This is a genomic window from Kitasatospora sp. GP82, assembly GCF_029892105.1.
In the GTDB taxonomy this organism is placed as follows: domain Bacteria; phylum Actinomycetota; class Actinomycetes; order Streptomycetales; family Streptomycetaceae; genus Kitasatospora.
In genome coordinates, this window is sequence record NZ_JARZAJ010000039.1 from 1 (window position 1) to 12,024 (window position 12,024).

Genomic DNA, 12,024 nt, shown 5'->3' on the forward strand with positions numbered 1-12,024 from the left:
CGCCACCGAAGCCACCGCCACGGTTGTCGCGGTCGCGGTCACGGCCGAAGGACGGACGCTCACGGTCGCGGTCACGGTTGAAGCCACCACGGTCGTCGCGGTTGCGGTCACGGTCGCCGAACGAACGGGCGCCACGGTCATCGCGGTTGAAGCCACCGGAACGGTTGTCCCGGTCACGGCCGCCACCGAAGCCACCGCCACGGTTGTCGCGGTCGCGGTCACGGCCGAAGGACGGACGCTCACGGTCGCGGTCACGGTTGAAGCCACCACGGTCGCCACGGTCGTCGCGGTTGCGGTCACGGTCACCGTACGAGGAGGAGCGCTCGGAGCGCGCCTCTCGGTACGACGGCGCCTCGGCCACGGGTGCCTCGGTCGAAGCCGGGACCGACTCGGGCGCGGACGCCGTAGCCTCCTCGACAGCGGCCTCGACCTCGTCCACGATGCCCAGCTCGGCACGCTCACGCGCGGCACGAGCGGCCAGACGGTCGGCCTCCTCGCGCAGCTCGGTGGCGCGACGCTGCGCGCGCTCCAGCTGGCGGGTCATCTCGGCGACCTCGCGCTCCGCCGCACCGGCGATGCCGGAGGCGGACTCGGCCTGCACCTCGACCAGCGAGCGGGCACCGGTGATCCGGGCGACCTCGGGGTCGAAGGCGTGGTCGAGGATGTGGCGGCCGGCGTCGACGCCCGCGTCCTCCATCAGGCGGAAGACGCTGCGGCGCTGGTGCGGGAGCACCAGGGTGACGACGGTGCCGGAGCGGCCGGCCCGCGCGGTGCGGCCGGAGCGGTGCAGGTAGTCCTTGTGGTCACCGGCCGGGTCGACGTTGAGGACCAGGTCGATGCCGTCGACGTGGATGCCACGCGCGGCGACGTCGGTGGCGACGACGACGTTGACGTAGCCGTCCTTGAAGTCACCGAGCACCCGGGTACGGGCGCCCTGGGTCATACCGCCGTGCAGCGCGTCGGCCTTCACGCCGGCCTCGATGAGCTGCTCGGCGACGCGGTCGGCGCCCATCTGGGTGCGGACGAAGATGATCGTGCGGCCCTTGCGGGCGGCGATCGCGTTGGTGATCGGCGCCTTGTCCTTGGGCTTCACCACGAGGATGTGGTGGGTCATGGTGGTGACCGCACCGGCCGACGGGTCGACCTCGTGGGTGACCGGGCTGTTCAGGTAGCGCTTGACCAGCGTGTCGATCTCGTTCTCCAGGGTGGCGGAGAACAGCAGGCGCTGGCCGCCGGCCGGCACCTGGTCGAGGATCTCGGTGACCTCGGGCAGGAAGCCCATGTCGGCCATCTGGTCGGCCTCGTCGAGGACGGCGACCTGGACGTCGGCGAGCTTGGCGCTGCCACGGTTGATCAGGTCACGCAGTCGGCCGGGGGTGGCGACCAGGACGTCGACGCCGCGCTCCAGCGCGTAGATCTGGTTGGACATCGACGTGCCACCGCAGACGACCTTGAGCTTGAGGCCGAGCACCGAGCCGAAGGGCTCCAGAGCGTCGGCGACCTGCATCGCCAGCTCGCGGGTCGGGACGAGGATCAGGCCGCGCGGGTGCTTGGGCTTGGTGCGCTCGCCATCGGCGAGGCGGGTGAGCAGCGGGAGACCGAAGCTCAGGGTCTTGCCGGAGCCGGTACGGCCACGGCCCAGGACGTCCTTTCCGGCCAGGGCGTCCGGGATGGTCGCGGCCTGGATCGGGAAGGGGGTGGTGACGCCGCGCTTGGCGAGGGCACGCACGACGTCGTCCGGCAGGCCCAGGTCACCGAAGGTGAGGGTGGGCTCGGCGGCGTCGGCGTCGTCGGCGTTCTCGGCGTCGAGGTTCTCGACGGCGTCGGCGTTCTCGGCGTCGTGAGCGTTCACGACTGCGTCGACGTTGTCGATCTCGGTGGAGTCGGCGGTGGCAGGGGCATCGGCGTCCGAACCGCTCGCGGGCATGGCAAAGCGGTCGTCGTCAACGAGAGACATTCAAAACCTTCCGGAAGTGGCACGCGCCTAAGTCCGGGGTTCTGTTTACAACCGCCTCTATGCGGTAGCCACGGATCGCCGGAACGCGCCAAGGGCGCCAGATCGGAACAGGGCGCCAGACAGATGAATCAAACGAACGATCTACCACCATAGAGGAACCTGTGGATCCAAGGCAAATGCGCTGGCCAGGGCACTAATGGGCGGTCGAGTCCCGAGTCGGGGACGCTGTTGCGGGGTTGCTCGGCGAAGGGTCCGGGGCCGTCGAGGGCGACGGTGCCGGCGGGGGCGGAGCACTGGTGGGCGAGCTCCCGGAGGAGGCGGTGGGGCCGGCCGTCGAACCGCTCGAAGGCTTCGGCGAAGGAGCCGGATGCGTCGCCGGACTGCCGCTGGGAGCGCCGGCCTCCCCGCCGGGCGTCGAGCCGGGCTGACCGGGAGCAGGCGGCGGGGTGGCCCCGGGCAGCGCGGGCCCCGGCGAAGCCGTACCGCCCCCGGCCGCCGGTGACTCCGCACCCGCACTGCCGCCCCCGCCGCCGGGACGCTCCATCCGCTGCGCGCTCCCGGGCCTTCCCGGCACACCACTGGCGCCCGCCTTCCCGATCACGCCGGCCTGCCCGACCGGCTGGGTGCCGTGCTGCTGCTCCGAGGAGCCCGCCCCGACCGACATGCAGCCCGCCATCCCCATCCCCGCGAGCGCCAGCACCACGCCGCCCGCCAGGCGCGCCCGCGCGCTCCTGCGCGCCCGCCCGGCAGCCGGGCCGGACAGCACCCGAACCCTGCGGACCACGCGGGCCCCGCCGACGACACGGGCCTGCGATGCCTCCGATGCCGGCGAACGTGCCGGCGCAGCCGCCCCGGTCGCCCCGGCTGCCTCTGCCGGGCCCCGCGTTCCGTGCGCCGCCCCTGCCGTCTGCGCCTTCCGAGCCGTACGCCCTGCCATCACCGAGCCACCTCTCCTGCCCGCCCCGCCCGGGTCGGCCGACGACGGCCGCCCGCGCACGCTCCGGCTCGCCGCGCGCACGCTCGGCACGGACGGCCGCTTCCGGTGCCCAACGCGCGCGGGGCTCCCCGGACACGGGCAGTGGGTCGATCGGCCTTCAGCGGCCGCCCCGGGCCCCGGCTACGACCGCACCGGGGCTCACCCCCAGAGCACGTGGGCCACGGCGGTCCCCGCCCACACCGCCCCCAGACCGGCCAGCAGGCTTCCGACCACATTCGCCGCCGCGAACAGCCGGGCACCGCTCTCGGCGAGCCGGAGCGTCTCGTACGAGAACGTGGAGTATGTGGTCAGCGCACCGCAGAGGCCCGTGCCGAGCAGCAACTGGACATGCGAACCGACCGCCCCGGCCGCGACCGCCCCCGTGACCAGGCCCAGCACCGTGCAGCCGCCCACGTTGACGGTGAACGTCCCCCAGGGGAAGACCGTGTCATGCCTGGCCTGCACCGCACGGTCCGTCAGGTAGCGCAGCGGTGCGCCGACAGCCGCCCCTGCGACCACCAGCAGCCAGTTCACGAGCGCCGCAAGACTCACTTCTCCCGCTCCCCCTGCTCCGACTCCCGCTGCCCCGGCTCGGCCCCCGACCGCGCTCCCCAGCCACCCCGCTCGGCCCGCTTGCGGCCGACGAGGGGGACACCCCCGGCCGGAGGCTTGGGGAGGATCACTTCGCACTCGTCGAGGATCATCAGCCCCTCCTCGACCAGTTCGTCGAGCTGCGGCAGGAACGCCCGGACCCGCTCGGCGGTGTCCACGATCACCACCGCCACCGGCAGGTCCTCACCGAGCGACAGCAACCGCGCGGTGTGGACGAGCGAGGAGGCCCCGAAGCCCTCGATGCCCCGGAAGACGCTCGCCCCGGCCAGTCCCGCGGCATGGGCACGGTGCACGATCTCGCTGTACAGCGGCCGGTGGTGCCAGGTGTCGCTCTCCCCGACGAACACCGTCACCCGCAGCGCACTGCCCGTCAGCCTGGTCATTCCGTACTCCGATCACGCTCGACGGCCCGTTCCGCCGTCGCTTGTGACGCCGCCTGTGACGCCGCCCGCGCATCCGCCCTTGCCGTTGCCCGCGCCTGCCACGCCGCCCGCACCCACCGGGTCAGCGCCGACGCCGCCCAGACCGCCGCCAGCGCGGCCAGCAGGGTCACCGCCAGATACGCCAGACCCCGCGCGGCGTACCCGCGATCGACCAGTCGCTGCACGTCCACCGTGTACGTCGAGAAGGTGGTGAACCCGCCGAGTACGCCGGTGCCGAAGAACGGGCGCAGCAGCGGGTGCGGCGTCCGCCCCTCGGTGATCTGGACCAGGAAGGCCCCGATCACCGCACAGCCGACGACGTTCACCACCAGGGTGGTCCACGGGAAGGCGGTCGGCGCGGTGGGCCACAGCAGCCCGGCCCCGTACCTGGCCGAGGCGCCGAGCACGCCACCGAGCACGACCACGGCCACCACCGGGCCCTGCCCCCTGAGGATGGAGGCTCGGCCACGCGCCGGCGGCACGGCCGGTCCCGCCGGCCCCGGCGTTCCTGCCGGTCCTGCCGCTGCTCCCGGCTGTCGGCCGCCGTGTCCGCCCCGTTCCGAACTCACACCTCAGTGAATCACCAGCGGATCTGCGCCCATGAAGACCGGCCCCGCCCCGCACGTCGTACCGGATCCGGAAACCACCTCTGCGGATCATCTGGCACCACGTCACCCCTCACCCGACAATGGGGTGGTGGACATGACCCGGGACGAGTTCGAGACGCTGGTCGCCGATGCCCTGGACGAGATCCCCCCGCAACTCGCGGCCATGATGGACAACGTCGCCGTCTTCGTCGAGGACGAACCCGATCCGGCCGCACCGGAACTGCTCGGACTGTACGAGGGCACTCCGCTCACCGAGCGCGGCGAGTGGTACGCGGGCGTCCTGCCCGACCGGATCCTGGTCTACATGGGCCCGACCCTGCGGCACTGCGAGAGCCGGGAACAGGTGGTCGAGGAGGTCCGCACCACGGTGATCCACGAGGTCGCCCACCACTTCGGCTTCGACGACCACGAACTCCACGAACTCGGCTGGTCCTGAGCCCCCGGCCGCCCCGTCCCACCGCCCCACCCGCCTCACCAGCCCCACTCGCCTCGCCCGGGCGAAACCGTTTTGGTGTTCGCGCCCGGCATCCCATATGCTTCTCGACGTCCCCGAACGCTGGATAACAGCCGGAAGGGCCGCAAGCCCTCATCGTCTAGTGGCCCAGGACGCCGCCCTTTCAAGGCGGTAGCACGGGTTCGAATCCCGTTGGGGGCACGCAGTACCCGTAGTAAAGTCAGTGCCGCAAGGCCCTGTGCGGTGAAAATCCGTACATGGTCCCGTGGAGCAGTTGGTTAGCTCGCCACCCTGTCAAGGTGGAGGTCGCGGGTTCAAGTCCCGTCGGGATCGCTCGTCTCGCAAGAGACGGTGCAGTACGGCCAGGTAGCTCAGTTGGTACGAGCGTCCGCCTGAAAAGCGGAAGGTCGCCGGTTCGACCCCGGCCCTGGCCACGTCGGTTCGACCAGCAGAAAGCCCCCGAGCGCAGAGCGCTCGGGGGCTTTCTCGTGTCGTTTGACGCTGACGCCCAACCAGCTGGGACAGCGTCTCCTCCAGCCAGGTCAGGGACCTACGACCGACCGGCACGGCTACAGGTCGATGCCCCCACCCGCCTCGCCCCCGGCAACCGCGTGGCCGTGCTCACCCCGTTGGCAGTGTGACCTCGAAACAGCCACCGGCCTTGGCACCGGTACCCGGCTGTCCGAGGGTAAGGTCGCCGCCTGCCGCGCGAGCGAGGCGACGGGCGAGGGCCAGACCCAGGCCCGCGCCGTCATGGCCGTCGCCGGGATCGGCGCGCCGCCCTGGCTCGAACACCGCCTCGCCCGTCTCCTCGGGAACTCCGGGGCCGTCGTCGCGGACGACCACCACGACCGAACCGGGCCGTACGACACACTCCATGGTCACCAGCGTCTGGGCATAACGGCGGGCGTTGTCGAGCAGCGGCACCAGGATTCGCTCGACGATCGAGGCCGAGACCCCGGCCACGGCTTGCCTCTCGCGCTCGCGGACCCGTACCGGCGGCGCCTCTGGGCACTCCTGAGCGCTGCGCTCGGCCAGCATGACCAGCAGCGGGGGGAGCAGGCAGCGGCCCGGCGCCGCCCCGGTTCCACCGCCCGGGCCGATTCCGGTGCGTGCCTGGGAGAGCAGCGTCTCGCAGATCTCCTGCATCCGCGCCGCTCCTTCCGCAATGGCATGGTGGGCGGCCTGCCGCTCCGTGGCGTCCCGCGGCTTTGCCAGCAGCCAGTCCGTCTCGGCCGTGATACGTGCCAGCGGGGTGCGCAACTCGTGCGACAGCTCCGCCGTGAGTTGCTGCTCGTGCCGCAGCACGGCGGCCAGCCGGTCCAACAGTTCGTCGAGGCTGCCCGCGAGGGCGGCAAGTTCGGCCGGACGCTGAGCGGTTCCGAAGCGGCGGCTGGTGTCCGCCGCGCTCCAGGCCGCTGCTTGGGCGCTCATCACCGCCACCGGGCGTAGCGCGCCGCCGACCGCCCCCCGGGTGACCAGGTACACGCCGCCCAGCAGCAGGGCGGCGAGAGCCCCAGCCGACGTCAGGGCGAGTTCAGCGTCGGGCGGGTTTCGGCGATGGCGGTCAGACAGTCGTCGGTGGTGGCGGGTTCGCCGCGGCGCTCGGTGACCTCGCGTTCGAGGGCGGGGAACCTGCCGAGGAAAGGGGAATCCGGGCCGGGCGGCACAGCCGCATTGGCCCAACATTCCAGCGCTTCAATGGCCCTTCTGACTGGGCCACCCACCCCATAGGCTCGCCACCATGACGAGCAAAGTTGACTTCTACTTCGACCCGATCTGCCCGTTCGCCTGGATCACCTCCCGCTGGATCCTGGAGGTCGAACGCCACCGCGAACTGGACCTGAACTTCCGCGTGATGAGCCTCTCCGTCCTCAACGAGGGCCGCGAGGACCTGCCCGAGCGCTACCGGGAGTTGCTCGACCGCGGCTGGGGTCCGGTGCGGGTGTGCATCGCCGCCGCCCAGCAGCACGGCGAGCACGTGCTGCGCGACCTCTACACCGCGCTCGGCAACCGCTTCCACGACCAGGACCGGGCAGCCGACGACGACGTGATCAGGGAGGCCCTCGCCGAGGTCGGCCTGCCCCTGGACCTGGCCGAAGCGGCGACCAGTACCGACTACGACGAGGCGCTGCGCAAGAGCCACCACGAGGGCATGGATCCGGTGGGCGAGGAGGTGGGCACTCCCACCGTCCACATAGACGGCGTGGCCTTCTTCGGCCCGGTCCTGACGGCCATTCCGCGCGGCGAGGAGGCCACGCGCATCTTCGACGGCGTACAACTGCTGGCCGGCTACCCGAAGTTCTTCGAGCTGAAGCGCACCAGGACCGGCGACCTCGACTTCGGCTGAGCCGTTGCCGAAGGGCGCCCGGCCTGCGGATTCGGACGTTCCGCTGAAGCGGACGGTGCGCGACGGTAGAACGGGCGCATGCAGAGCAGTATCAGGAACGAGATCAGTGGCGGCACCCAGCACCAGGTCGTCCAGGTCGGCCACGGCGGCACCGTGAACATCAACCACATCGAACCCCGGCCGACGCCGTCGGCGCTGAACACCTTGCCCAGAGCGGGCGTGTTCGTCGGCAGGGAGGACGAGCTGGCGCGGTTGCTGGCAGACCTGCGCCCGGCCCCCGGTGGCCGGGCGGAGCCGGTGGTCTCGGTACTCACGGGGATGGCCGGGGTCGGCAAGACCGCCCTCGCGGTCGCCGCCGGGCACCGGGCCCAGGCGGCGGGCATGTTCGAGGGCGTCCTCTACCTGAACCTGCACGGCTACGCGCCGGTGCCCGGCGACCGGGTCACCGCCGACCAGGCGGTCAACGCGTGTCTGCGCTGGCTGGGCGTCCCCGACCAGGAGCTCCCGCCGACCGAGGGCGAGCGGGCGGCCCGCTACCGGGGCATCCTCGCGCGCTGGGCGGAGCAGGGCCGGCGGGTCCTGGTGGTGGCGGACAACGTCTCGTCGATCGACCAGGTGACGCCGCTGCTGCCGGGCGCTCCGGGGCACCGTGTGCTGGCCACCAGTCGCGACTCCTTCGTCGGTCTCCCCGACGCCGGCCGGCTCGATGTCGAGGTCCTGTCCGACGGCACCGCCGTGGAACTCCTGGACGCACTGCTCCGCACCCCCGACACGGGCGACGACCGGATCACCGCAGCCGCCGACGACGCTGCCGCCCTCGCCGGGAAGTGCGGCGGTCTCCCGCTGGCACTGGAGCTCGCAGCCGGTCTGCTCAAGTGCCAACCAGAGCTTTCCGCAGGCCAGTTGGTGCAGCTGCTGGCCGACGAGGAGTACCGCCTGGACGAACTGGAACTGGGCACGGGCCACCCGGTGCGCGCCGCGTTCGACCTGTCGTACCGGCGGCTCACCGCCGAGCAGTCCCGGCTCTTCGCCCTGCTCGCCCTGGCCCCGGGGCCACAGGTGAGCATCGAGGCCGCGGCCGCCCTCGCCGGCCTTCCCGTGCGGCGGGCCGGGCAGCTGGTGAAGTTACTGCGCTGGGCCCATCTGATCCAGGTCGGCGTTCCCGGCGACCACTACCGGTTCCACGACCTGGTCCGGCTGTACGCGGCCGAAGTCGCCGAGCAGCTGCCCGGGTCGGAGCGCGACTCGGCGACCGACCGGCTCCTCGGCCACTACCTGGGCACCGCCCGGGCCGCGGCCAGCCACCTTGCCGTGACCGAGCCGGACGACCCGCGGTTCGCCGGACGGTCCGAGGCACTGGAGTGGTTCGAGACCGAACGCCCGGACCTGGTCGCCGCCGTGGCACTGGCCGCGCGCACCGGACGGGACGCCCACGCCCGCGATCTCGCCAGCGCGCTCGCCCTCTTCCTCGACATCGGCGTCCACTGGCGCGACCTGGATCTGGTCGTCGGCCTGCGCCTCGGGGCCACCCGCCGGCTCGCCGACCGCATCGGCGAGGCGCACGCCCTTCGCTCGGTCGGCACCGCCCATCTCAACCAGCGGCGGCTCACGGAGGCGATCTCGCACTACCGGCAGGCCGCCGCCATCGCGCGGGAGCTGGGCGACCGCGAGTGCGAAGCCTGGTCGCTGAACGGCCTGGGCATCGTCCTCATGACGATGCGTCAGCACCCGGAGGCGGTGGCCCAGTACCGGGCGGCCCTCACGATCCACACCGAGCTCGGCAACCGCTACGGCCAGGCCGCGGCCCGTCACAACCTCGGGATCGCCCTCGGCGACATGCGCCGGTCCGACACCGCCTTCACCTACTACGAGGAGGCCCTCGCCATCTACCGCGAACTGGGCGACCGGTACGGCGAAGGCATGGTCCTCACCTCGTGGGGCTGCGACCTCACCGCCGTGGAGCTGTTCGACGAGGCACTCGCGCGCCACAGGCAGGCCCTCGACATCCGCCAGGAGATCGGCGACCACCACGGCCGCGCCGCGACACTCGTCAACATCGGACTCACCTACTTCCGTCTGCAACGCTCCGCCGATGCCCTCGGCAACTACGAGCAGGCGCTGGCGCTCTACCGCGAGCTGGGCGATCGCCATGCCGAAGCCCTGAGCCTGGACAACACGGCCTTCGCCAAGACGCAGGCCGGTGCGTTCGAAGCAGCCGTCCCCGACCACCTGGCGGCCCTGGCGATCCACCAGGAGCTCGGGGACCGCCACGGGGAGGGCTCGGCCCACACCGGACTCGGGCTCGCCTACACCTTCCTGGAACGGTTCGACGAGGCTCGCGGCCACCTCCAGCAGGCCGTCACCATCCACCGGGAGACAGCAGACCAGGCCAAGGAAGCCCCGGCTCTCACGCTGCTCGCCGGCGGCTACTTCGCCTCGGGGCGCTACGACGAGTCCATCGACCACCAGCGCCAGGCCCTCGTCCTCTACCAGGCCCTCGGCGACCGCCCCAGGGAGGGCGAGTGCCTGGGCGCCCTCGGTGCGGTCTACAGCATGGTCGGCCGTCTCGAGGAGGCCATCACCGCCTACCGGTACGCCCTCGCCATCCACCGGGAGGTCGGCAACGACTTCGGGGTGAACCTGGCACTCCGCACCATCGCCTCCGTCGCACACGTCATGGGACACCTCGACGAGGCGGCCGAGCTCTACCGGCAGGCCCTGCCGTGGCTGGAGCAGTCCGGCCTGACCGAGGACGCCGCCGCGGTCCGGGCCGTGCTGGCCGAACTCCGCCCGCCCGAGACCCCGGACGGCACCGGCCCGCGCCCCTGACCGGACGCCGGGCCGCCGCGGCGGGCCCCGCCGAGGACGGCATCCGTGCACCACCCGCAGGCGCAGGGCCCCGGGTGGTGCACGGCCGACCGGGTCACCGGGACCGTCCGGATCGGTCTGCCCCGGTGGCCGGGGTCAGTTCATGCCGTTGCGCCGGTACGGCAGGTACGGGTGCCCGGCGGCGGCCTCGGAGCCCGCGTCGCCGGAGTAGTACGGGTACGGGATCACGTGCGAGACCGTGCCCTGGGAGCCGTTGTCCTCCAGTGCTATGTACTTGGTGTGGGCGGCGTCGGCCCAGCCGCCGAACAGGACCGTGTGGTCGCCCGCGATCAGTGCGTCACCGGGCTGGAGATCGTCCTTGGTGATCCGGTGGGCGACGCTCGACTCCATCAGGCCCCAGGTGTTGAGGCCCGGGGTCTCCAGTCCCCAGGCAGCCGAGACGAAGCCGGAGCAGTCGTCCCGGTATCCGTTGGTGAAGGCCGACTGGCTGTAGCCGATCCGGTGGCGGACGCGGTCGAGGGCGCGGTCGAGGGCCTCCTTGCGGTCCTGGGAGAGGCCGTCGGTGTTGGGCTCGGTCTCGATGCCCGCACCGGTGGTGGTGTGGTGCTTGCCGGGGGACCAGGCGTCCCAGTTGCCGGTGGTCTTCCAGTCGCCGGTGCCCTGCCCGGAGGGGTAGCTGTCACTGCCGCCACCGCCACCGCCACCACCGCCTTCGCCGCCACCGTGGCTGCCGCCTCCGCCACCGCCGCCACCGTGGCTGCCGCCTCCGCCACCGCCGCCACCGTGGCTGCCCCCGCCACCGCCACCGCCACCACCGTGGCTGCCGCCTCCGCCACCACCGCCGCCACGGCCGCTCGGCTTGGGGCTGGTGGGCGGGGGAGTCGGGTCCTTGACCTTGCCAAGACCCTCCTTGATCTTCTGCTCGGCCTGCTCGTACTCCTTGATCACGAGCTGGATCTTCTGCGCGTCGTCGGCCAGTTCCTTGGTCAGCTGCGTCTTGAGCTGGCCGAGTGCATCGGCCCGCTGCTGGATCTCCCGTACGTCCTGCACCACCTGGTACGCGGCACCGAGCCCGGCGATCCCGGCCAGCGGGCTGGCGGCCAGGTCGATCTCCGCCGCGCGAGCGATCGTCGAGCGGATGCTCGCCAGCTTCGCGTTGAACTCCTCCATCTTCTGGCTGAGTTCGTGCCAGTCCCGCTGGATCTTCGCCAGATCCTGCAGCTCTACCCCGAACTGGTCGCTACCCATGCGATCCACCACCCTCTACGCCCGACACCAGCGGGATCAGAACACGTTGTTGAGACTCTTGACGGACTTGCTGAGACCGTCCAACTCGTCGGCGACGGTCGCGATCTCGCGGACCCGGCCATGGGCGTGGTCGACGAAGGCGTCGGACGCCGGGCCGTGCCAGGTGAGTTGGCCAAGGGCCGTGTTGATGTCCTTGCCCAGCGCGTCCACCTGCTTGCCGAGTTCGGCCAGCTCCGCGGCGATCTTCTCCAGATCGCCCGCTCCGAACATCTCGTTCAGCGCCCAGTGGGCGATCTCGGCGGGCGCCATGACGATGTCCTTGCCCACCTTGGCGACATCGCCCACGAGGTCCTTGGTGTCGTCCCACGCCTCACTGAAGAAGTTCATTCCCGCTCCCCCGTACACACGTGTGCACCCTGATAACCCATCATGAGGCTAACCGAACGCTCACCCGCCGGGGAGAGCGGCCCACGAGGTCCTACCAGCCCTTTGCCCAACGGCAGAGCGAGGTGCCCGACCGGCGGAAGCAGTGCCCGACCGGCGGCGGGGGTGTTCGACCGACGCCGAG

Annotated in this window: 12 protein-coding genes and 3 tRNA genes; 7 read left to right on the top strand and 8 right to left on the bottom strand. The window is 71.8% G+C overall.

Annotated features, from left to right (window positions below; all coding sequences use genetic code 11):
* Positions 1 to 1,957: DEAD/DEAH box helicase (locus P3T39_RS29135; RefSeq protein WP_280702195.1), on the bottom strand; the 1,957-nt coding region annotated here is incomplete at its 3' end.
* 296 nt (positions 1,958 to 2,253) lie between these two features.
* Between P3T39_RS29135 and P3T39_RS29140 the strand changes: the two genes are divergently transcribed.
* Positions 2,254 to 2,385: a hypothetical protein gene (locus P3T39_RS29140; RefSeq protein ID WP_280702196.1), complete on the top strand. Its 132-nt coding sequence runs from the start codon at positions 2,254 to 2,256 to the stop codon at positions 2,383 to 2,385.
* A gap of 707 nt (positions 2,386 to 3,092) precedes the next feature.
* On the opposite strand, the gene crcB (P3T39_RS29145) is transcribed toward P3T39_RS29140, so the two are convergent.
* The 3 genes from crcB (P3T39_RS29145) to crcB (P3T39_RS29155) are packed head-to-tail and all read right to left on the bottom strand — an operon-like array spanning position 3,093 to position 4,449.
* Complete coding sequence (crcB, locus tag P3T39_RS29145; protein WP_280702240.1) at positions 3,093 to 3,467, bottom strand: fluoride efflux transporter CrcB; 375 nt, start codon at positions 3,465 to 3,467, stop codon at positions 3,093 to 3,095.
* Between the two features lie 14 nt (positions 3,468 to 3,481).
* Positions 3,482 to 3,928 (bottom strand): DUF190 domain-containing protein, encoded by a 447-nt coding sequence (locus tag P3T39_RS29150; protein ID WP_280702197.1) that lies wholly within the window; start codon positions 3,926 to 3,928, stop codon positions 3,482 to 3,484.
* A complete protein-coding gene (crcB, locus tag P3T39_RS29155) occupies positions 3,925 to 4,449 on the bottom strand; it encodes a fluoride efflux transporter CrcB (RefSeq protein WP_280702198.1) in 525 nt (174 codons plus the stop codon). The genes P3T39_RS29150 and crcB (P3T39_RS29155) overlap by 4 nt, the downstream gene beginning before the upstream one ends.
* Positions 4,450 to 4,660: 211 nt before the next feature.
* Between crcB (P3T39_RS29155) and P3T39_RS29160 the strand changes: the two genes are divergently transcribed.
* From P3T39_RS29160 to P3T39_RS29175, 4 genes are all read left to right on the top strand, one after another.
* On the top strand, positions 4,661 to 5,011 hold the full coding sequence (locus P3T39_RS29160) for a metallopeptidase family protein (protein ID WP_280702241.1): 351 nt from the start codon (positions 4,661 to 4,663) through the stop codon (positions 5,009 to 5,011).
* 146 nt (positions 5,012 to 5,157) lie between these two features.
* Positions 5,158 to 5,230: transfer RNA gene (locus tag P3T39_RS29165), tRNA-Glu, on the top strand.
* A 58-nt stretch (positions 5,231 to 5,288) separates the two neighbouring features.
* A tRNA-Asp gene (locus P3T39_RS29170) sits at positions 5,289 to 5,362 on the top strand.
* Positions 5,363 to 5,389: 27 nt separating this feature from the next.
* A tRNA-Phe gene (locus P3T39_RS29175) sits at positions 5,390 to 5,463 on the top strand.
* Between the two features lie 187 nt (positions 5,464 to 5,650).
* Here the strand turns inward: P3T39_RS29175 and P3T39_RS29180 are convergent.
* Both P3T39_RS29180 and P3T39_RS29185 read right to left on the bottom strand, forming a co-directional pair.
* Positions 5,651 to 6,517: a HAMP domain-containing sensor histidine kinase gene (locus tag P3T39_RS29180; RefSeq protein WP_280702199.1), complete on the bottom strand. Its 867-nt coding sequence runs from the start codon at positions 6,515 to 6,517 to the stop codon at positions 5,651 to 5,653.
* Positions 6,518 to 6,555: 38 nt separating this feature from the next.
* Positions 6,556 to 6,699 (bottom strand): hypothetical protein, encoded by a 144-nt coding sequence (locus tag P3T39_RS29185; RefSeq protein ID WP_280702200.1) that lies wholly within the window; start codon positions 6,697 to 6,699, stop codon positions 6,556 to 6,558.
* A gap of 74 nt (positions 6,700 to 6,773) precedes the next feature.
* Between P3T39_RS29185 and P3T39_RS29190 the strand changes: the two genes are divergently transcribed.
* Entirely contained in the window at positions 6,774 to 7,379 is a 606-nt protein-coding gene (locus tag P3T39_RS29190; RefSeq protein ID WP_280702201.1) for a DsbA family protein, read from the top strand.
* Positions 7,380 to 7,457: 78 nt separating this feature from the next.
* The gene (locus tag P3T39_RS29195; protein WP_280702202.1) at positions 7,458 to 10,208 is read left to right on the top strand and encodes a tetratricopeptide repeat protein; all 2,751 of its coding nucleotides are present in this window, start codon (positions 7,458 to 7,460) and stop codon (positions 10,206 to 10,208) included.
* 135 nt (positions 10,209 to 10,343) lie between these two features.
* Here P3T39_RS29195 and P3T39_RS29200 read toward each other — a convergent pair whose 3' ends face one another.
* Entirely contained in the window at positions 10,344 to 11,456 is a 1,113-nt protein-coding gene (locus P3T39_RS29200; RefSeq protein WP_280702203.1) for a hypothetical protein, read from the bottom strand.
* A 36-nt stretch (positions 11,457 to 11,492) separates the two neighbouring features.
* Complete coding sequence (locus P3T39_RS29205; protein WP_280702204.1) at positions 11,493 to 11,843, bottom strand: hypothetical protein; 351 nt, start codon at positions 11,841 to 11,843, stop codon at positions 11,493 to 11,495.
* Positions 11,844 to 12,024 lie beyond the last annotated feature (181 nt).

Coding starts and splice junctions, on each gene's coding strand:
- P3T39_RS29195 (WP_280702202.1), top strand. CDS start 7,458: ATGCAGAGCAGTATCAGGAACGAGATCAGTGGCGGCACCCAGCACCAG.
- P3T39_RS29200 (WP_280702203.1), bottom strand. CDS start 11,456: ATGGGTAGCGACCAGTTCGGGGTAGAGCTGCAGGATCTGGCGAAGATC.
- P3T39_RS29150 (WP_280702197.1), bottom strand. CDS start 3,928: ATGACCAGGCTGACGGGCAGTGCGCTGCGGGTGACGGTGTTCGTCGGG.
- P3T39_RS29190 (WP_280702201.1), top strand. CDS start 6,774: ATGACGAGCAAAGTTGACTTCTACTTCGACCCGATCTGCCCGTTCGCC.
- P3T39_RS29205 (WP_280702204.1), bottom strand. CDS start 11,843: ATGAACTTCTTCAGTGAGGCGTGGGACGACACCAAGGACCTCGTGGGC.